General features: G+C 71.2%; 21 protein-coding genes. 12 read left to right on the forward strand and 9 right to left on the reverse strand.

Translation table 11 applies throughout. The annotated features are described in order from the left end of the window. Window positions 1–43: 43 nt before the first annotated feature. A complete protein-coding gene (locus ACGFYN_RS03780; RefSeq protein WP_393864097.1) occupies window positions 44–1,042 on the forward strand; it encodes a TAXI family TRAP transporter solute-binding subunit in 999 nt (332 codons plus the stop codon). Between the two features lie 63 nt (window positions 1,043–1,105). On the opposite strand, the gene ACGFYN_RS03785 is transcribed toward ACGFYN_RS03780, so the two are convergent. Together ACGFYN_RS03785 and ACGFYN_RS03790 are read right to left on the reverse strand one after the other, a co-directional pair. Next, the gene (locus tag ACGFYN_RS03785) at window positions 1,106–2,509 is read right to left on the reverse strand and encodes an ATP-binding protein (RefSeq protein WP_393864098.1); all 1,404 of its coding nucleotides are present in this window, start codon (window positions 2,507–2,509) and stop codon (window positions 1,106–1,108) included. 9 nt (window positions 2,510–2,518) lie between these two features. Next, entirely contained in the window at window positions 2,519–3,205 is a 687-nt protein-coding gene (locus ACGFYN_RS03790) for a response regulator transcription factor (RefSeq protein WP_393864099.1), read from the reverse strand. 287 nt (window positions 3,206–3,492) lie between these two features. Between ACGFYN_RS03790 and ACGFYN_RS03795 the strand changes: the two genes are divergently transcribed. The 8 genes from ACGFYN_RS03795 to ACGFYN_RS03830 all read left to right on the forward strand — a co-directional run bounded on the left by ACGFYN_RS03795 (window position 3,493) and on the right by ACGFYN_RS03830 (window position 9,811). Then, window positions 3,493–4,269: an amino acid ABC transporter ATP-binding protein gene (locus tag ACGFYN_RS03795; protein ID WP_393864100.1), complete on the forward strand. Its 777-nt coding sequence runs from the start codon at window positions 3,493–3,495 to the stop codon at window positions 4,267–4,269. A gap of 83 nt (window positions 4,270–4,352) precedes the next feature. Next, window positions 4,353–5,195 carry a glutamate ABC transporter substrate-binding protein gene (locus tag ACGFYN_RS03800; protein ID WP_393864101.1) on the forward strand — a complete coding sequence of 281 codons (843 nt, stop codon included), beginning with the start codon at window positions 4,353–4,355 and terminating at the stop codon, window positions 5,193–5,195. Window positions 5,196–5,270: 75 nt separating this feature from the next. Beyond that, window positions 5,271–5,936: an amino acid ABC transporter permease gene (locus tag ACGFYN_RS03805; RefSeq protein ID WP_393864102.1), complete on the forward strand. Its 666-nt coding sequence runs from the start codon at window positions 5,271–5,273 to the stop codon at window positions 5,934–5,936. Further along, the gene (locus tag ACGFYN_RS03810) at window positions 5,933–6,832 is read left to right on the forward strand and encodes an amino acid ABC transporter permease (RefSeq protein ID WP_393864103.1); all 900 of its coding nucleotides are present in this window, start codon (window positions 5,933–5,935) and stop codon (window positions 6,830–6,832) included. Before ACGFYN_RS03805 ends, ACGFYN_RS03810 begins: the two co-directional genes overlap by 4 nt. Before the next feature lie 176 nt (window positions 6,833–7,008). Then, window positions 7,009–8,610, forward strand: coding sequence for an FAD-dependent monooxygenase (locus tag ACGFYN_RS03815; protein ID WP_393864104.1), 1,602 nt, complete (start codon window positions 7,009–7,011; stop codon window positions 8,608–8,610). A gap of 118 nt (window positions 8,611–8,728) precedes the next feature. Beyond that, window positions 8,729–8,776: a hypothetical protein gene (locus ACGFYN_RS03820; protein WP_309506048.1), complete on the forward strand. Its 48-nt coding sequence runs from the start codon at window positions 8,729–8,731 to the stop codon at window positions 8,774–8,776. A gap of 76 nt (window positions 8,777–8,852) precedes the next feature. Continuing rightward, window positions 8,853–9,401 carry a cysteine dioxygenase gene (locus ACGFYN_RS03825; RefSeq protein WP_393864105.1) on the forward strand — a complete coding sequence of 183 codons (549 nt, stop codon included), beginning with the start codon at window positions 8,853–8,855 and terminating at the stop codon, window positions 9,399–9,401. Further along, window positions 9,398–9,811, forward strand: a complete 414-nt coding sequence (locus ACGFYN_RS03830) for a rhodanese-like domain-containing protein (RefSeq protein WP_393864106.1) — start codon at window positions 9,398–9,400, stop codon at window positions 9,809–9,811. The genes ACGFYN_RS03825 and ACGFYN_RS03830 overlap by 4 nt, the downstream gene beginning before the upstream one ends. A gap of 55 nt (window positions 9,812–9,866) precedes the next feature. Here ACGFYN_RS03830 and recX read toward each other — a convergent pair whose 3' ends face one another. Both recX and recA read right to left on the reverse strand, forming a co-directional pair. Next, the gene (gene recX / locus ACGFYN_RS03835) at window positions 9,867–10,781 is read right to left on the reverse strand and encodes a recombination regulator RecX (RefSeq protein ID WP_393864107.1); all 915 of its coding nucleotides are present in this window, start codon (window positions 10,779–10,781) and stop codon (window positions 9,867–9,869) included. A 3-nt stretch (window positions 10,782–10,784) separates the two neighbouring features. Then, complete coding sequence (gene recA / locus ACGFYN_RS03840) at window positions 10,785–11,912, reverse strand: recombinase RecA (RefSeq protein ID WP_393864108.1); 1,128 nt, start codon at window positions 11,910–11,912, stop codon at window positions 10,785–10,787. Window positions 11,913–12,240: 328 nt separating this feature from the next. On the opposite strand from recA, the gene ACGFYN_RS03845 reads away from it, so the two are divergent. Continuing rightward, entirely contained in the window at window positions 12,241–12,981 is a 741-nt protein-coding gene (locus ACGFYN_RS03845; protein WP_393864109.1) for a hypothetical protein, read from the forward strand. A 65-nt stretch (window positions 12,982–13,046) separates the two neighbouring features. Here ACGFYN_RS03845 and ACGFYN_RS03850 read toward each other — a convergent pair whose 3' ends face one another. Both ACGFYN_RS03850 and ACGFYN_RS03855 read right to left on the reverse strand, forming a co-directional pair. Then, on the reverse strand, window positions 13,047–14,330 hold the full coding sequence (locus ACGFYN_RS03850; RefSeq protein WP_393864110.1) for an AI-2E family transporter: 1,284 nt from the start codon (window positions 14,328–14,330) through the stop codon (window positions 13,047–13,049). 60 nt (window positions 14,331–14,390) lie between these two features. Further along, a complete protein-coding gene (locus tag ACGFYN_RS03855; protein WP_393864111.1) occupies window positions 14,391–14,585 on the reverse strand; it encodes a DUF3046 domain-containing protein in 195 nt (64 codons plus the stop codon). Window positions 14,586–14,665: 80 nt separating this feature from the next. Here ACGFYN_RS03855 and ACGFYN_RS03860 point away from each other — a divergent pair, with 80 nt between their 5' ends. Then, entirely contained in the window at window positions 14,666–15,640 is a 975-nt protein-coding gene (locus ACGFYN_RS03860) for a hypothetical protein (RefSeq protein WP_393864112.1), read from the forward strand. 11 nt (window positions 15,641–15,651) lie between these two features. Here ACGFYN_RS03860 and ACGFYN_RS03865 read toward each other — a convergent pair whose 3' ends face one another. Genes ACGFYN_RS03865 through ACGFYN_RS03875 form a run of 3 tightly spaced genes read right to left on the reverse strand, consistent with a single transcriptional unit; the run spans window position 15,652 to window position 17,584 of the window. After that, the gene (locus ACGFYN_RS03865; RefSeq protein ID WP_393864113.1) at window positions 15,652–15,960 is read right to left on the reverse strand and encodes an AzlD domain-containing protein; all 309 of its coding nucleotides are present in this window, start codon (window positions 15,958–15,960) and stop codon (window positions 15,652–15,654) included. Further along, entirely contained in the window at window positions 15,957–16,718 is a 762-nt protein-coding gene (locus ACGFYN_RS03870; RefSeq protein ID WP_393864114.1) for an AzlC family ABC transporter permease, read from the reverse strand. Before ACGFYN_RS03870 ends, ACGFYN_RS03865 begins: the two co-directional genes overlap by 4 nt. Next, window positions 16,631–17,584 carry an AraC family transcriptional regulator gene (locus ACGFYN_RS03875; RefSeq protein ID WP_393864115.1) on the reverse strand — a complete coding sequence of 318 codons (954 nt, stop codon included), beginning with the start codon at window positions 17,582–17,584 and terminating at the stop codon, window positions 16,631–16,633. The genes ACGFYN_RS03870 and ACGFYN_RS03875 overlap by 88 nt, the downstream gene beginning before the upstream one ends. Before the next feature lie 103 nt (window positions 17,585–17,687). On the opposite strand from ACGFYN_RS03875, the gene ACGFYN_RS03880 reads away from it, so the two are divergent. Next, window positions 17,688–22,637 (forward strand): ATP-dependent helicase, encoded by a 4,950-nt coding sequence (locus ACGFYN_RS03880; protein ID WP_393864116.1) that lies wholly within the window; start codon window positions 17,688–17,690, stop codon window positions 22,635–22,637. The last annotated feature ends 14 nt before the right edge of the window (window positions 22,638–22,651 follow it).

Raw genomic sequence — 22,651 nt, forward strand, 5'->3', positions numbered from 1 at the left:
CGGCCCTGGTCAGCACCGCGTACCGGCTGGCAGGATCCCACGCATGTCCAAGATGTTCCGCCGGATCGGCCGGCGCCGGGCCCTGGAGGGCGCGGCCGCCGCCATCGTCGCCCTCGGGTTGCTGCTGTGGTGGCTGCTGCCCCTGGGCGAGGCGGCTCCGAGCGGGGCCATCACCATCAGCACGGGCACGCAGGCAGGCGTCTACCAGCAGTACGCCAAGCTCCTGCGCACCGCGCTCGACAAGGACATGCCCGACCTGAAGGTGACGCTGCAGACCAGCGACGGCTCGCAGGAGAACGTCACGCGCGTGGCGAACGGCGAGGCTGACTTCACCATCGCCGCGGCCGACGCCGTCGAGACGTACAAGCTCCAGCACCGGCCCAACGCCGGTCATCTGCGCGGCGTCGCCCGTCTCTACGACGACTATGTGCAGCTCGTCGTCCCGCGCGGCTCGCACATCCACTCCGTCGCGGACCTGAAAGGCAAGCGCGTGGCCGTGGGTCCGCCCAGCTCGGGTGTGCGGCTGATCGCCGAGCGCGTGCTCAACGCGGCCGGCATCGACGCGAAGAAGGACATCACGCCGTTCGCCGACGGCATCGACACCGGCCCGGACCGGCTGCGGCAGGGCAAGATCGACGCGTTCTTCTGGTCGGGCGGGCTGCCGACACAGGGGCTGCAGCAACTTGCCGACCGCTTCACCTTCCGGTTCGTACCGATCGGGGCCGACCTCGTCGCCAAGTTGCACGACCAGGGTGGCGCCACCCGGTACTACCGCGCCACCAACATGCCGGAGTCGGCCTACCCCAGCGTTCAGAACGGCGTCGCCGTACCGACGCTGGCCGTCTCCAACCTTCTGATGACGCGCACGGACGTCAGCCCGCGGCTCACCGAGTGGGTGACCCGCACCGTGATCAGGAGCCGTGACGGGATCGGCACCCGCGTCCACTCGGCCCAGCTCGTCGACCTGCGCACCGCGATCTACACCGACCCGCTGGCGCTGCACGAGGGCGCCAGGCGCTACTACCGCTCGGTCAAACCGTAGGCCCCCTCACGGAGAGCCGTTGGGCAGGTCGCGGAGCCACTCGTCAGGTCACAGCGCCGTCCGTCAGACCGTGGGGCTGTGCCTCGGCACCGCCACCGTCACCGTCAGGCCGTTCGGCTCGTGATGGGCGTAGGAGATGGAGCCGCCGCCCGCCGCGAGCAGGGTGCGCGAGATGGACAGGCCGAGGCCGGAACCCTTGACGTTCTGATCGCGGCCGCTGCGCCAGAAGCGGTCGCCGACGCGGCCGAGCTCCTCGTCGGTCAGGCCCGGGCCGTCGTCGCTCACCACGACGGTCGAGGTATCGCCGTCGGCCGCGACCGTCACCTCGACGCACTCGCCCTCGGGCGTGAACTTCACCGCGTTGTCGATCACCGCGTCAAGGGCGCTGGACAGGGTGACCGGATCGGCCCAGGCGGTGGTCGCCGGGCAACTGCCCACCAGCCGCACGCCCTTGGCCTCGGCGGTCGGCGTCCAGGCCGCGACGCGCTCGGCGGTCAGCGCGCCGATGTCGGTGACCCGCAGGTCGGCCTCGGTGTGCTCGGCCAGTGCCAGGTCGAGCAGGTCGTCCAGGACCTCCGCGAGGCGCTTGCCCTCGGTCCGTACCGATGCCACCTCCTCGTTGCCCTCCGGCAGCTCCAGCGCGAGCAGTTCGATGCGCAGCAGCAGCGCGGCGAGCGGGTTGCGCAGCTGGTGCGAGGCGTCGGCGACGAAGGCGCGCTGCTGCTCCAGGACGTCCTCGACGTTGTCCGCCATCTCGTTGAACGACCGGGCCAGGCGCTGGAGTTCCGGCGGTCCGCCGGCGGCCGCGACCCGGGACTTCAGCCGGCCGCTCGCGATCGCGTGCGTGGTGGCGTCCAGCACGCGTACGGGCCTGAGCACCCAGCCGGTGAGCCGGAGCGCGGCGCCGACCGCGAGCAACATCGCGGCGATCTCGCCCACGCCGATGATCAGCCAGCCGTGCAGGATCCGTGAGCGCAGCTGCCCGGTGGGCGAGTCGGTGACGACGACCGCGACGACGTCACCGTCCCGGATGACCGGTGAGGCGACGACCAGCCGGCCGCGCTGCCAGGGCCACACCTGCCGGGGGTCGTGGCTGCGGCGGCTGAGCAGCGCCTCGGCGAACGCCTCGCGCACCTCGCCCGTCTCGGGGAGGAAGAAGGTCTGCGGCGCCTGCGCCATGGGGACGTCGGTACGGCAGAAGACTCCGGCCCTGATGCCGTAGACGCCGTAGTAGCTGTTCAGCTCGGTGGTGAGGGTGGCGAGGCGCTCGTCCGTGGACGTGCGCGTGGAGCTGCAGGCGTCGGTGACGAACTGCGCGAGGGACGCGAAGCGTGCCGTGTCGTCGATCCGGTCGACGACGACCTTCTGCTGCTGGGCGGCGGCCACGCTGACGGCGAGCGGGACACCGAGAGCGAGCAGTACGGCCGCCATCAGGACGATGAGCAGCGGAAGAAGACGTGTACGCACCCGTGCAGGCTACGAAGCCGGGGCGACGAGCCGGTAACCGACGCCGCGTACGGTCTCGATCAGGGCCGGCATGCGCAGCTTGGCGCGCAGGGACGCGACGTGCACCTCCAGGGTGCGTCCGGTCCCCTCCCAACTGGTGCGCCACACCTCGCTGATGATCTGCTCCCGGCGGAAGACGACCCCGGGGCGCTGCGCGAGCAGGGCGAGCAGATCGAACTCCTTGCGGGTCAGTTGGACAACCGAACCGTCCACGCTGACCTGCCGGGTGGGCAGCTCGATGAGCATCGCGCCGAGACGCAGCTCGTTGTCGCCGCCGCCCGCGGGGTCCTCGTGGGTGGTGCGCCGGCTGACGGCGTGGATGCGCGCGAGCAGCTCACCGGTGTCGTAGGGCTTCACCACGTAGTCGTCGGCGCCGAGGTTGAGCCCGTGGATGCGGGAGCGCACGTCGGAGCGGGCGGTGACCATGATCACCGGGGTGCTGGTGCGCTTGCGGATCTTGCCGCAGACCTCGTATCCGTCCTGGTCGGGCAGCCCCAGGTCGAGCAGGACGACGCCGAAGCAGTCACCCTCCGGAACCAGCGCCTGCAGTGCTTCCTCGCCGCTGCGCGCGTGCGTGACGTCGAAACCGTGCCGGGCCAGAACCGCAGAAAGAGCGGCGGCCACATGGTTGTCGTCCTCGACGAGGAGCAGCCTCATCCGGTCCTCCTTCGATTCATCGGCCGTACGATCAGGATGCGTAAAAACTGCGTGCACGCGCGCGCGTGCACCAACGCAGTCACGCTGATGGACGACAACGGCGTCAAGAGGGTTCCGGTTGCGCGCGGCTTCCGTTATCCGGCCGATACGCCCCCGCCGGGAACTGCTACGACACGTGTCCGATTGCTATCGGATCGTGATGCTCAGATTCCCCTCAGATGTAATGACGCTGGTCGTCGCCGGTTACTACTGTCCTCCGAAACCGAGGAGGACGGAGCCTGAGAGCGATGACCGAAGTATCGGTGGCCAAGAAGGACGTGGCCAGTGCAGGCGACCTTGTCGTCCTGAAGAGCGTCAACAAGCACTTCGGCGCGTTGCACGTGCTGCAGGACATCGATCTGACGATCGCCCGCGGCGAGGTCGTCGTGGTCATCGGGCCCTCCGGGTCCGGCAAGTCCACGCTGTGCCGCACCATCAACCGGCTCGAGACCGTCGACTCGGGCTCGATCGCGATCGACGGCAAGCCGCTGCCCCAGGAGGGCAAGGAGCTGGCACGGCTGCGCGCCGACGTCGGCATGGTCTTCCAGTCCTTCAACCTCTTCGCGCACAAGACCGTGCTCGAGAACGTGATGCTGGGCCAGATCAAGGTCCGCAAGGCAGACAAGAAGAAGGCCGAGGAGAAGGCCCGGGCCCTGCTGGACCGGGTCGGCGTGGCCACACAGGCGGACAAGTACCCCGCGCAGCTCTCCGGCGGCCAGCAGCAGCGTGTCGCCATCGCGCGCGCCCTGGCCATGGACCCGAAGGTCATGCTCTTCGACGAGCCGACGTCGGCCCTCGACCCGGAGATGATCAACGAGGTCCTCGAGGTGATGCAGCAGCTCGCCCGGGACGGCATGACCATGATCGTCGTCACCCATGAGATGGGCTTCGCACGATCGGCTGCAAACCGCGTGGTCTTCATGGCGGACGGCCGGATCGTCGAAGAGGCTGCGCCCGACCAGTTCTTCAGCAACCCGCGCAGCGACCGCGCCAAGGACTTCCTGTCGAAGATCCTTCACCACTGACAGCCGGTCCGCCCCGCCCAGCCACCGCCGGCCCGCATCTCCACGCCGGCTCTCATCTCTTCACCACCCAAAGGATGTTCACCATGAAGCTCCGCAAGGTCACCGCCGCCTCGGCCGCCGTCCTCGCCCTCGCCGTGGCCGCCACGGCTTGTGGGTCCAGTGACAACAAGGACAAGGGCAGTGGGTCCTCGGGCGGCGGCAAGAAGATCACCATCGGCATCAAGTTCGACCAGCCGGGCCTCGGCCAGAAGACGCCGCAGGGCTACTCCGGCTTCGACGTCGACGTCGCCACGTACGTCGCCAAGAAGCTCGGCTACAACGCGAACCAGATCGAGTGGAAGGAGTCGAAGAGCGCCGACCGCGAGACCATGCTGCAGCGCGGTGACGTCGACTTCATCGCCGCCACCTACTCGATCACCCCGGAGCGCCAGCAGAAGGTCGACTTCGCCGGCCCGTACCTGCTGGCCCACCAGGACGTGCTGATCCGCTCCGACGACAACTCCATCAAGTCGCCGGCGGACCTCAACAAGAAGAAGCTGTGCTCGGTCACCGGCTCGACCTCCGCGCAGAACGTCAAGGACAAGCTCGCGCCCAAGGCCCAGCTGCAGCAGTACCCGACCTACTCGGCCTGCCTGACCGGTGTGCAGAACGGCGCCATCGACGCTCTCACCACCGACGACTCGATCCTCGCCGGCTACGCCGCCCAGTCCCAGTACAAGGGCAAGTTCAAGCTCGGCGGCTTCAAGATGACCAACGAGAACTACGGCATCGGCGTCAAGAAGGGCAGCGACCTCAAGGCGAAGATCAACACGGCCCTCGAGGCCATGGTCTCCGACGGGTCGTGGGACACGGCCGTCAAGAAGAACTTCGGCCCGGCCAAGTACAAGAACGAGCCCGCGCCGAAGATCGGCGTCGTCAAGAGCTGAAGCAACGCCTGACAGGTGCGCCGCCTTCACGGGCGGCGCACCCGGGCATCCCTACACGCGGAAGCGCGGGAGATCGTGTTCGACTTTCTTGAAGGTTACGACGTACTGGGTGCCTTCTGGACGACAGTGCAGCTGACGCTGCTCGCCGCCGTCGGTTCCCTGATCTGGGGCACTCTGCTGGCTGCCATGCGGGTCGGCCCTGTGCCCCTGATGCGCGGTTTCGGCACGTTCTACGTGAACACCGTGCGGAACATTCCGTTGACCGTGATCATCCTGTTCACGTCACTGGGCCTGCACAACACCCTGGGCATCGACCTCGGCTCGAAGGTCATCAACACGGTCAACTTCCGGCTCGCCGTCCTCGGCCTGGTCGTCTACACATCGGCGTTCGTGTGCGAGGCGCTGCGGTCCGGCATCAACACGGTGCCGGTCGGCCAGGCGGAGGCGGCACGAGCGATCGGTCTCAACTTCTCGCAGGTGCTGCGGCTGGTCGTGCTGCCGCAGGCGTTCCGTTCGTCCGTCGGCCCGCTGACGAACGTCTTGATCGCACTCACGAAGAACACCACGGTGGCCGCCGCGATCGGCGTCGCCGAGGCGGCCACCCTGATGAAGGAGATGGTCGAGAACGAGGCCCAACTCATCCCGATCGCCGCGGTCTTCGCCCTGGGCTTTGTGATCCTTACCCTGCCGACCGGCCTGATCCTCGGCTGGGTGGGCAAGAAGCTGGCGGTGAAGCGATGAGCTCCCTTCTCTACGACGCCCAGGGGCCCCGCGCCAAGCGGCGCAACGTGCTCTTCACGGGCATCTTCGTCGTCGCCTTCGCGGCGGTGGTGTGGTGGGTGTACACCAGCCTCGACGACAAGGGCCAGCTCGACTGGGCGCTGTGGAAGCCGTTCTTCAGCGGCACCGAAGCCTGGTCCACGTACATCTGGCCGGGCCTGAAGAACACGCTGAAGGCGGCGGCACTGGCGATGATCATCGCGCTGCCCCTCGGCGCGATCCTCGGCATCGCCCGGCTCTCCGACCACGCCTGGATCCGCGTCCCTGCCTCGGTCGTGGTGGAGTTCTTCCGCGCCATCCCCGTACTGGTCCTGATGATTTTCGGGCTGGCCCTGTACGCGAACTACACCAACGTCAGTTCGGACGACCGCCCGCTGTACGCGGTCGTCACCGGCCTCGTGCTCTACAACGCGGCCGTTCTCGCGGAGATCGTCCGAGCCGGAATCCTGGCCCTGCCCAAGGGGCAGTCCGAGGCGGCGATGGCGATCGGTCTGCGCAAGAACCAGGTCATGCGGCTCATCCTGCTGCCTCAGTCGGTCACCGCGATGCTCCCGGCCATCGTCAGCCAGCTCGTCGTGATCGTGAAGGACACGGCCCTCGGCGGCGCGGTCCTCACCTTCCCGGAACTGCTCTCGTCGGCGAACACGATGATCGGCTACTACGGCAACACGATCGCCAGCTTCACGATCGTGGCCGTGATCTACATCGTGGTCAACTTCTCCCTGACGAGCTTCGCCGGCTGGCTGGAGGCCCGGCTGCGGCGGGCCAAGAAGTCGACTGGCGCGGTGGTCGGCGTCGACGCGGTCGCCGAACTGGCCGCTCCGGGCGATCACGAGGACCTGCAGAAGAGCAACTGACGACAGATCAGAAAAGAAGACGGCGCACGGAGGCAGTGGCATGATCGCCACTGCCTCCGTCGCTTGACGCAAACCCCGCCAATGGGTTGCATACGTTCTGTGATCGTGCACCCTGCTCCAACTTTCTGTTCACATGCGTCCGCCGGGACATCGCCGCGGGCAGGGGGCGCCACGCCGTGGACCCGGTGATCATCGTCGGAGCGGGGCCCGTCGGGCTCACGCTCGCCCTGGCGCTGGCCCGTCAGGAAGTGCCTGCCGTCGTGCTGGACGAGGGCTCCGGCAAGGACGAACAGCGTCCCGCGCGCACCGTGGTCCTGCGCGAGGAGACCGCCGCGCTGATGGAGCGGCTGACGGGCGTGCCGCTCGCGCGCGAGGGGGCCCACTGGGCCGCATGGCGGTCCGTGCGGCGCAAGCAGGTGATGCGTGAGGTCACGTTCGGCGACTTCGAGCCCTCACCCGTGCACATCGCCCAGCACGTCCTGACCGGCGCCCTGCGCGACGCCCTGGCCGCCGAGCGCCTCGTCCAGGTCGTCGTGGACAGCCGTCTCGACGGCCTCGAGCAGGAGACCTCGGGGGTCACCGCGCACACCCGCGGCCCCAAGGGCACGTACTGGCGCGGCAGTTACCTGGTCGGCTGCGACGGCCCCCGCTCCACCGTGCGCAAGCTCCTGGACATCCGCTTCCCGGGCCGTACGGCGGTGGAGCGACACGCCGTGGCCACCCTGCGCACGGAACTTCCGTGGCCGGACGAGGCGTTGCTCCATCGGATGCCGCCGTGGCGGACGTCCGGGCCCTCGGCCGTGGAGGTGACCGCCCGCCCCCTCCCGGACGACGTATGGCGCCTGGACTGGCTGCTGCCGCCGGGCAAGGACCTGGTCACGCCCGAGCTGCTGCTGGCGCGCGTCCGGGAGACACTCGCCGGCTGGTCGGGCGGCTCGACACCGGCGTACGAACTCCTCGACACCGGCGTGCACACCGTCCACCACCGGCTGGCCCGCAGGTGGCGGGTCGGCCGGGTCTTCCTCGCCGGGGACGCGGCGCACCTGCTCGGCGCGCTGGGCACGCAGGGGCTCGACGAGGGGCTCAGAGACGCCGACAACCTGGCCTGGAAGCTGGCGCTGACCTGGCATCACGGGCCGCACGAGGCCCTGCTCGACAGCTATCAGGCGGAGCGGCGCGGAATCGTCGCCGCCCGGCTCCGCGCCGCCGACCAGGTGCTGCCGCTGCTGCGCGGCGGCGGAGGGCTGCGCGCGTACGTGCCCGGCTCGGCCCGCGGCCACGACGCGCTGCTCACGGACGGTCACCTGGGGCGCGGTGCGCTCGGTGCGCCGGGGGCGTACGACCACTCGCCGCTCGCACCCCGGCACCTCGAGGCGGAGGTCCCGGTGGACACGGTGCCCGGCGCCACGGTCACCGATGTGACCGTCACCGCGGAGGACGGTTCCTTCGTGCAGCTCCGGGAGCGGCTCGGGCGCGGTGCCCTGCTGGTGGTGCTGGTCGCGCCGGGCACGGGGGTGTGGGAGCGCAAGCACTGGGTGAGCGCCGGGATCATGCCGCGGCTGGCGGCCGCGGTGGCCGCGCTGCCGCACCGCGCCGAGCTGCTGGTCGCCGAGAGCTACCCGGGTGCGGCCCCGCACACGGTGCTGCTGGTGCGCCCCGACGGTCACCTGGTGACGGCGCTGGGCGGCGTGCGCCCGGCCGACCTGTACGCGGCGGCGGAGGCCACGCTGGGCGGGCCGGCGAAGGAGGAGGCCACGGCCGGCTCGGCCGTGAAGTGACCGCACTCACCGTCACCCTGTAGTCCAGATAGTGACGGTGAGTTGACCGCCCTGCTCCGTCGATGGTGTACTCCGGATCGTGACCGACACCTTTGCGCGCCTGTGGCGGAGGGTCCACATGGACCTCGTCCGCTATGCGGGCTGCGTGTGTCGCCCGTCCTGCTGAATTCGCATCCCTTTTTCCCGCGCGCGCTTCAGTGCTTCCGCGCGCCCCACGCGAACGCTCTTCAGGACGGTGTCCCATGTCTGTCTCCTCCCCTGCGCCTGCCTCGCCCCCGGCCTCCGCACCCGCCGCCCAGGGTCCGACGCAAGCGGACCTCCTCGACTTCGTACGGCGTACGGCCGCCGACGCCGAGCTGATCGCCTCGCTCCCCCTGGACCCGGAGGGCCGCACCTGGGTGCGCCTGGAGGGACCCGGCGGCAGCGAGGCCTGGCTGATCGGCTGGCCGCCCGGCACGGGCACCGGCTGGCACGACCACGCCGAATCCGTCGGCGCCTTCACGACGGCGGCCGGTGAGCTCAAGGAGAACTCGCTCGCCGCCCGGCTGCCCGCCGACGGCTGGAAGACACTGGAACTCGACGACGGAGTCGACCGGGAGCGGCGGCTGCCGGCCGGCCGAGGGCGCGCCTTCGGCCGCCATCACGTCCACGAGGTGCTCAACGAGTCCACCGACCGGCACGCGATCTCCGTCCACGCCTACTACCCGCCTCTGCCGCAGATCCGCCGCTACAGTCGCGTGGACCAAGTGCTCCGGCTGGAGCAGGTCGAGCGTCCGGAGGACTGGCAGTGAGCGAGGCGGCGAACGGCGCGGGCGAACGGCCCGTCGGCATCGACGAGTTGCTGGAGCGGGTGCGCCAGGGTTACGAGAGGATCGAGCCCGGCGAGGCGTACGACGCCGCCGAGTCGGGCGAGGCGGTCCTCGTCGACATCCGCTACGCCGCCCTGCGCGAGCGGGACGGCGTGATCCCGGGCGCACTCGTCGTCGAGCGCAACGAACTGGAGTGGCGCCTCGACCCTCAGGGCACCCATCGCGTACCCGAGGCCACCGGTCACGATGTGCGGGTCGTGGTGATCTGCAACGAGGGCTACGCGTCGAGCCTCGCGGCAGCGTCCCTGCACCAGTTGGGGCTCGACCGGGCAACCGATCTGGTCGGCGGATTCCAGGCGTGGAAGGCGGCGGGGCTGCCGGTGACGTCGTAGGCGGGTCGTGACCTGTCGCCGTGTGGCACGAAGTACTCCCGCCGTCACACCTCGGTCAGAACCCCTCGTCCCCGAGGAACTCCGTGTCCTCGCCCTCTTCCTCCAGCGCCTGCCGTACCACTCGCAGGGCCATGCCCTGGGGGTAGCCCTTGCGGGCGAGCATGCCCGCGAGGCGGCGCAGCCGCTTGTCGCGGTCGAGGCCGCGCGTGGCCCGCAGCTTGCGGGCGACGAGGTCACGCGCGGTCGCTTCTTCCTGTTCGGAGTCGAGCTGTGAGACGGCCTCGTCGATCAGCGTGGAGTCGACGCCCTTGGTCCGCAGTTCCTGGGCCAGCGCCCGCCTGGCCAGACCTCGGCCGTGGTGCCGGGACTCCACCCAGGCCTCCGCGAACGCGCTGTCGTTGATCAGCCCGACCTCCTCGAACCGCGACAGCACCTCCTGTGCGACCTCGTCGGGGATCTCCCGCTTGCGCAGGGCGTCCGCGAGTTGCTTGCGCGTACGCGGGGTCCCGGTGAGCAGACGCAGGCAGATCGCCTTCGCCCGCTCCACCGGGTCCCCTGAGGACTCCTCCTGCTCGGCCCTCGACGAAGAGGAGGAGCCCCCGTCCTGATCGGACGCCTCGTCGCGACGCCGCCGACGGCGCCCTCGGGAGCCGTCGGCGCCACGGGCCCCACCGCCCCGGCGTGAGCGGCCACGGGACGAACCGAAACCCTCCGGCGCCCCGTCCTCACGCCACTCTCCGCCGCCCGGCCCGTCGCTGTACGAGCCGTCGTCACCGAACGGCCCATCGGCGCCGTACGAGCCCCCCGCGCCGTACGGCGTCGCGCGGCCGTGTCCCCCTTCCGCGCCGTGCCCCGCTGCTTCCCCGTACACGTCGCGGTCCGGCTCGGCGGATCCCCCGTCGTCCCCGCCGTTCCGCTCAGCCGCGGCGTCCTGGTAGGCGTACTCGGCCCAGTCGGTTCGCCGTGTCATCTGTCAGCTCTTGGCAGCCGGAGCCTTGGCTGCCTTGGTCGCTTTGGTCGCCGGGGCGGGCACCGACTTCGCGGCGTCGTCCGCGGTGGCCGAGACGGCGGCGTCCGTACCGGGCTCCGCGGCCGGCTTCTCCGGACGGACACCGACGCCCAGCTTCTCCTTGATCTTCTTCTCGATCTCGTTGGCCAGGTCGGGGTTGTCCTTGAGGAAGTTGCGCGCGTTCTCCTTGCCCTGGCCGAGCTGGTCGCCCTCGTACGTGTACCAGGCGCCGGCCTTGCGGACGAAGCCGTGCTCCACGCCCATGTCGATCAGGCCGCCCTCGCGGCTGATGCCCTGGCCGTAGAGGATGTCGAACTCGGCCTGCTTGAAGGGCGGCGCGACCTTGTTCTTGACGACCTTGACCCGAGTGCGGTTGCCGACGGCGTCCGTGCCGTCCTTCAGGGTCTCGATGCGGCGGATGTCCATGCGCACCGAGGCGTAGAACTTCAGCGCACGGCCACCGGTCGTGGTCTCCGGGGAGCCGAACATCACGCCGATCTTCTCGCGGAGCTGGTTGATGAAGATCGCGGTGGTCTTGGACTGGTTGAGCGCGCTCGTGATCTTCCGCAGCGCCTGGCTCATCAGACGGGCCTGCAGACCCACGTGGGAGTCGCCCATCTCGCCTTCGATCTCCGCGCGCGGGACGAGCGCGGCGACGGAGTCGATGACGATCAGGTCGAGGGCGCCGGAGCGGACCAGCATGTCCACGATCTCCAGGGCCTGCTCGCCGTTGTCGGGCTGGGACAGGATCAGGTTGTCGATGTCGACGCCGAGCTTCTTCGCGTACTCGGGATCGAGGGCGTGCTCCGCGTCCACGAAGGCCACCTGGCCTCCGGCCCGCTGCGCGTTCGCCACGGCGTGCAGCGTCAGGGTCGTCTTGCCGGAGGACTCCGGCCCGTACACCTCCACCACTCGGCCGCGGGGAATGCCGCCCACGCCGAGCGCTACGTCGAGCGCGGTCGACCCGGTGGGGATGACCTCGATGGGCTCGTTCGGCCGCTCGCCCATGCGCATGACCGCGCCCTTGCCGAATTGCCGTTCAATCTGTGCGAGAGCGGCTTCGAGGGCCTTCTCGCGGTCGGTTCCTGCCATGGGTTCCACCCGATTTGCTTGAGTCGATCGCTTCACGTCAAAGACGCTAACGCCTGCCACTGACAATGCGCCCCGACGCCCGTCCGGCCTGTGGATAACTCGGGCACTTCTCTGTCAAAACTGGGGTGAACCACCCACGGAGAACCTGGCCGGAGTCTCCATGAGAATGGATGTTCGATTTTCGTGTCAAGCGCACCACGCGGCACACCGGGACTGTGTCTGCGCGGAGTTGGTGCCCTGCGCCGCCCCGGCGCTACTTCCCGTGGCGTACGACGGGTGTCTTCGGCCGGACGACGACGGGGAGGGGCTCTCTCACGAGGCTGAGGGCATGGAGATCGAGAAGAGCACACGCGTCGCCCACGCCGTCGGCCTCGCCCTGGTCCTCTCCGGCCTGGTGCACCTGGCGGTGTTCGCCGTCGACGGCGGTCCCTGGTACGGGCCGGTCTCCTGGCGCAAGCCCGTCACGTTCGGACTGTCCTTCGGGGCGACGCTGATCGCGGTCACCTGGGTGACGTCCTATGTACGCATCGGCCCGCGGCCACGTGCCCTGCTGCTCGCCGTGTTCGCCGCCGACTGCGTCGTGGAGGTCGGCGGCATCACCCTTCAGGCCTGGCGCCGGGTGCCCTCGCACCTCGACATGGAGACGCCCTTCGACACCGCGGTGTCCATGACGCTCGCGGTGGGCGGCGGCGTCCTCGTGGTGCTGCTCACCGTGTTCGCCGCCGCGTCGTTCCGGCAGCGGCCCGCGGGGCCCGCGGGGATGGCCCTCGCGGTCCGTTCCGGCTTCGCGATCCTGCTGGTGGGGCTCGCCTCGGGCGCCGCGATGATCGCGCGCGGTGTCGTGCTCACCCGTACCGGCCACCAGGAGGCGGCGTACCACTCGACGGCCCCGCTCAAGCCGCTGCACGGGGTCAGCCTGCACGCGGTCCTGGTTCTGCCGTTGCTGGCCTGGTCGCTGTCCCGCACGTCCTGGAGCGCGCCGGTCCGGCGGCGGATCGTGGCGGCGGCGACCGGTTGCTACGTGATAGCCGTCATCGGCGCCGGGGTGTGGGCGGTTCTCACGTACTGACCAGTGCTGAGCAGTACTGACCGGCTTGGCGAGGGCGAGTCTCGACGCCGCAGCGCCTCATCACCTCACGAGGAGCCCTCTTGCGGACCCCTCGGCTCCCCTGGCTCCCCCGTCTCGTCCAGCGCCGCCGTCCGTCGCCCCCACAGCATCCTCGCGCGTGTGAGCAGGCCGGTTCCCGGTCCCCCTCGCCGGTGCCCGTGGACCCGGGGGTCGTCCGTGACCGCGTACCGCTTCACGTACGCCCCCAGGAACGCCTGAAGGGTGGCGATCGCGGGGATGGCGATCAGCGCGCCGACGGCACCGAGGAGGGCGGTGCCGGCGATGACCGAGCCGAAGGCGACGGCGGGGTGGATGTCGACGGTCTTCGAGGTCAGCTTGGGCTGGAGCATGTAGTTCTCGAACTGCTGGTAGATCACGACGAAGATCAGCACCCACAGCGCGTACCAGGGATCGACGGTGAACGCGATCAGCATGGGCAGGGCGCCCGCCAGATAGGTGCCGATGGTCGGGATGAACTGCGAGACCAGGCCTACCCAGACGCCGAGCACGGGCGCGTAGGGCACGCCCAGGATCTGCAGCAGGATGTAGTGGGCTATGCCGGAGATCAGGGCCATCAGGCCGCGCGAGTAGATGTAGCCGCCGGTCTTGTTGACGGCGATCTCCCACGCGCGCAGCACCTCGGCCTGCCGCGCGGGGGGCAGCACGGAGCAGATCGCGCGCCGCAGCCGGGGACCGTCGGCGGCGAAGTAGAACGAGAACAGGGCGATCGTCAGCAGCTGGAAGAGACCGCCGAGGACCTGGGCGGACACGTCCAGCACGCCGGTGGCGCTGTGCTGCACGTAGTTGCGCAGCCAGTCGGAGCGGAGCAGGCCCTCCTGGACGTCCACCCGCTTCAGGTCGGTGTGGAAGTGGGTGTTGATCCAGTTGATGACGGAGTCGAGGTAGTCCGGGAAGTCCTCGACGATCTTGATGATCTGGCCCGCCAGCATGGAGCCGAGCAGGATGACGAACCCGGCCGACACGATCATCACGCCGACGAAGACGATGGCGGTGGCCAGCCCCCTGCGCATCCCGCGTGAGGCCATCCAGCTCACCGCCGGCTCGATGGCGAGGGCCAGGAAGAACGCGATGAGGATGTTGATCAGCAGACCGGTGAGCTGGTGGAAGGCCCAAGTGCCCAGCTGGAAGGCGGCGTAGAGGCCGAGTACGAGCACCACGGCGCGCGGCAGCCAGCGCGGCATGCCGACGCCGGGCCCGGTGGCGGAGTCGGCCGGGGGCCGGCCGGGCGGCGTCGTGCCGAACGGGGATGCCTGCCGGGACGTCTGCCCGGTCTCGTCAGTGGGTGCCACGGACCAAGTCTCGCCCACCGGTCCGACAATCAACTGCCGTCCTGCGATCTTCGTGACCTATCAGTGCTTCTCCCGCGGAACGTCCATGACTGTGCAGACCACTCGCCAGACCTCCTTGGCGTCCCACCCCGAGTCCAGCGCCTCGTGCACCGTGCGGCCGCCGAGCTCCGCCATCACATGGTCGCGCGCGAAGGTGTCGGCGTACCCCGAACCGAAGTGATCCGCCATCCGCTGCCAGAAGACCGTCAACCGCATGACTCCAGTATCCCGCCCCAGGGGGTGGGCCTGAGCCGGTACCCGTTGCCGAGACCGCTTTCCGCTTTACGGTCTGTCGCATGTCCGAAACAGGAGCCTCCCCACTCCCTGCCACGTCCCCGGCACATTCCCCGCTCTTGCGCGCCGAGCAGTTCGTCTGGCTCACCGCGCGCGTGCTGGAACAGCGCCTTTTCGCACACCACTTCCTGAACGGGGGCGTGGACCCGGTGGACACGGCGCTGGAGGCCTACCGCAACGAGGACGGCGGGTACGGCCACGCCCTGGAGCCCGATCTGCGTGGCCCGGTCAGCCAGCCGCTGCACACCGGGCACGCGCTGCGCGTCCTGGACGCCATCGGGCGCTGCGGCGGGCAGCGCGTGGAACGCGTGTGCCGGTACCTGACCGCCGTCTCCACGGCGGACGGCGCGCTGCCGGCGACCCATCCCGGCCGGCGGGGCTATCCGGTGGCCCCGCACCTCCCGGTCGTGGACGATCCGCCGAGCGAACTCCTCACCACAGGGCCGGTGGTGGGGCTGTTGAACCGCAACGCGGTATGGCACGCCTGGCTGTTCAGGGCGACGGACTTCTGCTGGTACGCGGTCGACTCGCTGGACAAGTCGCACCCCTACGAGGTCCAGGCCGCCGTGGCCTTCCTGGACTCCGCTCCGGACCGCCCGCGCGCGGAGGCGGCCGCCGCCCGTCTCGGCCGCCTGGTGCGCGAACAGCGTCTCGCGGCGCTGGAACCCGGCCGCCTCGACACGTATCCCGTCGCCCCCGGTTACCTGCCCGGAGAGCAGCACTTCCCGCACGACTACGCGAAGACGCCGAGTTCCCTCGCGCGCGCGTGGTTCACGGACGCGGAGTTGGCGCGCTCCCTCGACCACCTCGCGGACGCCCAGCAGGAGGACGGCGGCTGGCCGGTACTGCCCCACTCCTGCGCGCGCGGCTGGTATCCCCAGCGCGCGTGGGCACCGGGCATCGCCCTGGAGACGCGCCCCATGGTGACCGTCGAGGCACTGCGCACCCTGAGGGCGCACGGACGCTCCATCGGCTGACCGGGGCGTCGTCAGCCGCCCATGGCCCGCACCCCGGCGGTCACCAGCACGGCCGCGGCCACGACGAGCAGGAACGGGGCGCGCAGGACCAGCGCCACGGCGGCCGCGCCGAGCCCCGCGACCCGTGCGTCGAGCACCAGCGCCTGCCCGTCGGCGAAGGTCTGCTGGGCCGTCAGCGCGGCCAGGAGCGCCACCGGCAGCAGCGCGGCCAGCCGTCTGACGAGCGGCTTCTCCAGGGCGCCCGCGGGCACGAGCAGTCCGGCGAGCTTGACGGCGTAGCAGCCGACGGCGGTCGCGCCGATCGCGATCCAGGTGTTCAACGGTCTTCCTCTGGTACGTCGTTCTCGTGTGCGTGGTCGGGGGAGGTGCCCCGGCGGCGGCCCTCCAGGAAGAGGACGGCGGGCGCCGCGAGGGCGGCCAGCAGGACGGGCAGTCCGGCAGGCAGTACGGGCAGCAGACCGAGCCCGAGGAGGACGGCGAGGCCGGCGACGGCGCGCTCGGTGCCGGTCTTGAGCATCGGCGCGAGCAGCGCCAGGAAGACGGCGGGCCCGGCCGCGTCCAGGCCCCATGCGTCGGTGTCCCCGATGGCCTGGGCGCCCAGCGCGCCGAGCAGGGTGGTGAGGTTCCACAGCACGTACAGGCTGAGCCCGGTGACGGTGAACCCGATCCGCGTGGCCCGCCGGGTGGGCTGGGCCAGCGCGACCGCCGTGGTCTCGTCGATGACCCACTGGGCGGCGAACGGCCGCACCGCGCGCGGGAGGGCCAGCAGCTGGGACAGGCGCAGCCCGTAGAAGGCGTTGCGGACGCCCAGGAAGAAGGCGCCCGCCGCCGCCGTGAGCGGATTGCCGCCGGCCGCGAGCGCGCCCACCAGGGCGAACTGGGACGCGCCGGTGAACACCAGGAGGCTGAGCGCGCAGGTCTGCAGCAGTGTGAGCCCGCTGCCGGCCGAGGTCACCCCGAAGGCGAAGCCGGACAGTCCTACGGCGACGCCTACGCCGAGGGCGTCCCGGACGACGGCGGCATCGGCTTTCCCGTCGTCCTGGGGGCGTATGTCTGCGAGAGCTGCATGTTCTGCCACCCGTCGGACGGTAGATGCAGTCGCCTTCGCGCGTCTTGTACGTTCTTGCGCTCCCGCCGGTACGCGCCCGGGGGCACGCCGACGATGCGGGTGAAGTGCCGGTTCAGGTGCGGCTGATCGGTGAACCCCACGGCCACGGCGGCCTCCGCCGGCGTCGTACCGGCGTCCAGCAGCCGCCGTGCCTGCCGCACCCGGGCGTCGGTGAGCCAGGTGTGGGGCGGCATCCCGTAGGTGTCGCGGAAGGCCCGCAGCAGCGCGAACGGGCTGGTGCCGAGGTCGGCCGCGAGCTTCTCGAGGGTCGGCGGCTCGGCCATCCGCTCCTCGAGGAAGGCACGCGCGCGTTCCGCGATCCTGGCCCCCGCCGTCCGCACCTCCCGCTGCGGCAGCGGCCCGCCGTTCAGCCGGAGCAGCCTGGTCACGGCGACGCGCAGCAGGGTGTCGGCGGCCAGCGCGTTGCCGTCCTCCGTGGCCCGCAGCACCCGGTGCACGAGCTGCACGGTGTGGGGATCGTCGAGCACCGGGCTCACGAACCCCGGCGTCCCGCGTATGAGGGTGGTCTCCGCCGCGATCTCGGCCACGACCTCCGGCGACGGGTAGACAGCGCCGTAGCGCCATCCCCCGGGCACTCCGGCCCGCCCGGTGTGCGTGGTGTCCGGGTTGACGAGCGCGAGTGCCCCGGCGCCGGCGTACTGGTCGGCGCCGCGGTGATGGAAGACCTCGACGCCGTCCGCGATGGCGGCGATGACGAAGTTCTCGTGGGTGTGCCGCACGAACGTCTTGCGGATGTACCGGGCGCGCAGCAGATCGACCCCCGGCAGCTCGGCGTACTGCCAGTGCCGCGCCGCCTCCTTCCCCGAACCTGCCATGCCCCCATTCTCCGCGAGCCGGCGCCGGCTCGCCCTGCCCACCCTCAGCGCCACGTCACCGCAGGTCAGGACCATTGTCAGTGGACGGGTGCAGGATGGACGCATGGTCAGCTCCGCACACCGAGCCCTCGACGGCTTCTCCCCCGCGACCCGCGGCTGGTTCACGGGGGCCTTCTCCGCGCCCACCGCGGCCCAGGCGGGCGCGTGGCAGGCCATCGGTGCGGGTTCGGACGTGCTGGTGGTCGCCCCGACCGGCTCCGGCAAGACCCTGGCCTCGTTCCTCGCCGCGCTGGACCAGCTGGCCTCGACACCTCCGCCGGCCGACCCGAGGAAGCGCTGCCGCGTCCTGTACGTGTCGCCGCTGAAGGCCCTCGCGGTCGACGTCGAGCGCAACCTCCGCAGCCCGCTGACCGGCATCCGCCAGGAATCCGTCCGCCTGGGTCTGCCCGAACCCGAGGTCAAGGTGGGCATCCGCTCCGGCGACACACCCGCCGCCGAGCGCCGCGCCCTGTCCACGCGGCCCCCGGACATCCTGATCACCACCCCGGAGTCCCTCTTCCTGATGCTGACGTCGGCCACGCGCGACGCGCTGACCGGCATCGAGACGGTGATCCTCGACGAGGTGCACGCCGTGGCGGGCACCAAGCGCGGCGCCCACCTCGCGCTCTCCCTGGAGCGCCTGGACGAGCTGCTGCCGAAGCCGGCCCGCCGCATCGGCCTCTCGGCGACCGTCCGCCCGGTGGACGAGATCGCTCGGTACCTCTCGCCGCGCCGCAAGGTGGAGATCGTCCAGCCGACGTCGGGCAAGGAGTTCGACCTCTCGGTGGTCGTCCCCGTCGAGGACCTGGGCGAACTGGGCGGCTCCCCGGTCGCCGACGGCTCCGAGGGCACGGAGCGCCCCTCGATCTGGCCCCATGTCGAGGAGCGGATCACCGACCTGGTCCAGGCCCACCGCTCCACGATCGTGTTCGCCAATTCCCGCCGCCTGGCGGAGCGCCTGTGCAACAGGCTCAACGAGATCGCGTACGAGCGCGCCACCGGCGAGCCACTGGACGAGCACCACTCCCCGGCCGAGCTCATGGGCGGCTCCGGAGCGGCCCAGGGCGCCCCGCCCGTCATCGCGCGTGCCCACCACGGTTCGGTCTCCAAGGAGCAGCGCGCCCTCGTCGAGGAGGACCTCAAGGCGGGCCGGCTGCCCGCCGTGGTCGCCACCTCCAGCCTCGAACTGGGCATCGACATGGGCGCGGTGGACCTCGTCGTCCAGGTGGAGTCCCCGCCGTCGGTCGCCTCCGGCCTGCAGCGCGTCGGCCGCGCGGGACACCAGGTGGGCGCGGTCTCCACCGGCGTGGTCTTCCCGAAGTACCGCGGCGACCTCGTCCAGGCGGCGGTGGTCACCGAGCGCATGCGCACCGGCTCCATCGAGTCCCTGAGGGTCCCGGCCAACCCCCTGGACGTCCTGGCCCAGCAGATCGTGGCCATGACGGCGCTGGACACCTGGCAGGTCGACGACCTGCTCGCCACGGTCCGCCGCGCCGCCCCCTTCGCGTCCCTCCCCGAGTCGGCGTTCACGGCGGTCCTGGACATGCTCGCGGGCCGCTATCCGTCAGACGCCTTCGCCGAGCTGCGCCCGCGCGTGGTGTGGGACCGCGTCACCGGGACGATCACCGGCCGGCCCGGGGCCCAGCGCCTCGCCGTCACCTCCGGCGGCACGATCCCGGACCGCGGCCTGTTCGGGGTGTTCCTCGCCGGTTCCGACCCCAAGAAGGGCGGGGGTCGGGTCGGCGAGCTCGACGAGGAGATGGTCTACGAGTCGCGCGTGGGCGACGTCTTCACGCTCGGCACCAGCTCCTGGCGCATCGAGGACATCACCCGCGACCGCGTCCTGGTCTCCCCCGCGCCGGGCGTACCGGGCCGGCTCCCCTTCTGGAAGGGCGACCAGCTGGGCCGCCCGCTCGAACTGGGCCGCGCGGTGGGCCAGTTCCTGCGCGAGGTCGGCTCGCTCCCCAAGGAGGACGCCCGGCTGCGCCTGCTCGCGGCGGGCCTGGACGCCTGGGCCGCGGACAACGTCCTGTCGTACCTGGACGAGCAGCGCGAGGCCTGCGGCCACATCCCCGACGACCGCACCATCGTCGTCGAGCGCTTCCGCGACGAGCTCGGCGACTGGCGCGTGGTCGTGCACTCCCCCTTCGGCGCCCAGGTGCACGCCCCGTGGGCCCTCGCCCTCGGCGCCAAGCTCTCCGAGCGGTACGGCATGGACGCCCAGGTCATGCACGCCGACGACGGCATCGTGCTGCGCCTGCCGGACGCCGACCTCATGGGCCTGGACCTGCTCGACCAGGAGCCGATGAAGCCGGGCGCGCCCCTCAGCACGGCGTTCGACGCCGACCAGGCGCCCGTCGGCGCGGCGGACGTCGTCTTCGACAAGGGCGAGGTCGACCAGGTGGTCACCGACCAGGTCGGCGGCTCGGCCCTGTTCGCCTCCCGCTTCCGCGAGTGCGCCGCCCGCGCGCTGCTGCTGCCCCGGCGCAGCCCCGGCAAGCGCACGCCTCTGTGGCAGCAGCGCCAGCGCGCCGCCCAACTGCTTCAGGTGGCGAGCGAGTTCGGTTCGTTCCCGATCGTCCTTGAGGCGGTCCGCGAGTGCCTCCAGGACGTCTTCGACGTCCCCGGGCTCGTCGAGCTGATGGGCGACCTCGAGGCCCGCAAGGTGCGCCTGGTCGAGGTCACCACCACCGAGCCGTCCCCCTTCGCCCGCTCCCTCCTGTTCGGGTATGTCGCCCAGTTCCTGTACGAGGGGGACTCCCCGCTCGCCGAGCGCCGTGCCGCCGCGCTCTCCCTGGACTCGCGGCTGCTGGCCGAGCTGCTGGGCCAGGCGGAGCTGCGCGAGCTGCTCGACGCCGAGGTGCTGACCGAGCTGGAGCGCGAGCTGCAGTGGCTCACCGAGGACCGCCGAGTCAAGGACGCCGAGGGCGTCGCGGACCTCCTGCGCCTGCTCGGGCCCCTCACCGACGCCGAACTGGCCGAGCGCGGCGCCGAGCCGCAGTGGGCGCAGGAGCTGACCGGCGCCCGCCGCGCGATCAAGGTCCGCATCGGCGGCGCCGACCACTGGGCGGCGATCGAGGACGCGGGCCGCCTGCGCGACGCCCTCGGCACCGCCCTGCCGGTCGGCGTCCCGGAAGCCTTCACGGAGCCCGTCAAGGACCCGCTCGGCGACCTCCTCGCCCGGTTCGCGCGCACCCACGGCCCCTTCACGTCGACCACCGCGGCCACCCGCTTCGGCCTGGGCGTGGCGGTCACGGAGGGTGCACTGCAGCGCCTCGCCGCGAACGGCCGTGTCGTACAAGGGGAGTTCCACCCCGCCGGCATCGGCCAGGAGTGGTGCGACGCCGCCGTACTGCGCCGGCTGCGCCGCCGCTCCCTGGCCGCCCTGCGGCACGAGTTGGAGCCGGTGGCACCGGCCGCCCTCGCCCAGTTCCTCCCGCAGTGGCAGCACATCGGCAAGGGACACGGACTGCGCGGCATCGACGGACTGGTGCGTGCCGTCGAGCAGTTGCAGGGCGCGTCGGTACCCGCGTCGGCCCTGGAAAAGCTGGTCCTGCCGTCCCGCGTAGCCAACTACACGCCCGCGATGCTCGACGAACTCACCTCCGCCGGGGAGCTCGTCTGGGCCGGCGCGGGCGCCCTCCCCGGCAAGGACGGCTGGGTCTCGCTGTACCTCGCGGACGCGGCACCCCTGCTCCTGCCCCCGCCGCACCCCTTGGAGCTGACGGCACTGCACCAGTCGGTCCTCGACGCCCTCTCCGGGGGTTACGGCCTGTTCTTCCGCCAGATCGCCGACCAGGTCCGCGCGACCACCCATCCCGACGCCACCGATCCCCAACTGGCCGACGCCGTCTGGGACCTGGGCTGGTCCGGCCGTCTCACCAACGACACGCTGTCCCCCATGCGCTCCCTGCTCGGCTCGGGCCGCACCGCGGGCTCCACGGCCCACCGCGCCAAGCGCAACGTCCCGCGCGGGCGCTACGGCTCCCTGACCGCCGCCGCCCGCACCGCCTCCCGTACCGGCCCGCCGACCGTCGCCGGCCGCTGGTCCCTGCTCCCGGCACTAGAGGCCGACCCCACGGTGCGCGCCCACGCTCTCGCCCGCACCCTCCTCGACCGGCACGGCGTGGTCACCCGGGGAGCCGTCGCCGCGGAGGGAGTCGAGGGCGGCTTCTCGGCGACGTACCGCATCCTGTCCGCCTTCGAGGACAGCGGCCAGGCCCGGCGCGGCTATGTGGTGGAGGGGCTCGGCGCGGCGCAGTTCGCGATGGACGGCGCGGTGGACCGTCTGCGCGCGGTGTCGAACGCCCGCGACCGCGGCGAATCCCTGCCGCCGCGGTCCTCACCCGACGGAGCGGACGCGCCGTTCAGCAATGAGTTCGGCACCGACTTCAGCACTGATTTCAGCACTGACTTCAACGCCCCATTCGGCATCGAATTCAAAGACTCGTTCGGCACCGAGTTCGAGGCATCCCCACCCGACGGTTCCGGCTCCCTCAACCCCCGCACCGCCGCGCACGAATACACCTCACCCCGCGATTTCCCCGCAGCGGGCACCCGCTGCCCACAGTCCGGCTTCGGGCACGCGGCGTACGGTTCCGGCCGCCGCACCCCCGGCTCCGACTCGCGGGCCGTCGTCCTGGCCGCCGCCGACCCGGCGAACGCGTACGGCGCCGCCCTCCCCTGGCCGGAATCCCCGACCGGAGCGGGGCACAAGCCCGGCCGGAAGGCGGGCTCCCTGGTGGTCCTGGTCGACGGCGAGCTGACGCTCTACATGGAACGCGGCGGCAAGACCCTGCTGGCCTGGCCCGCCGATCCGGACGGCACGGCGACCGACGACCCCCGCCTCCAGGCAGCCGCCCAGGCCCTGGCCGCGGCCGCCCGAGCGGGCTCGCTCGGCACGGTCACCGTGGAGCGGGTGAACGGCGCCTCGGCCCTGGCATCCCCCATCGGCACCCTCCTGGAACAAGCGGGCTTCATCGCCACCCCGCGCGGCCTGCGGCTTCGCGCATGAGCCGGCACCATCCG

It is taken from the genome of Streptomyces sp. NPDC048419, assembly GCF_043200415.1.
GTDB lineage: Bacteria > Actinomycetota > Actinomycetes > Streptomycetales > Streptomycetaceae > Streptomyces.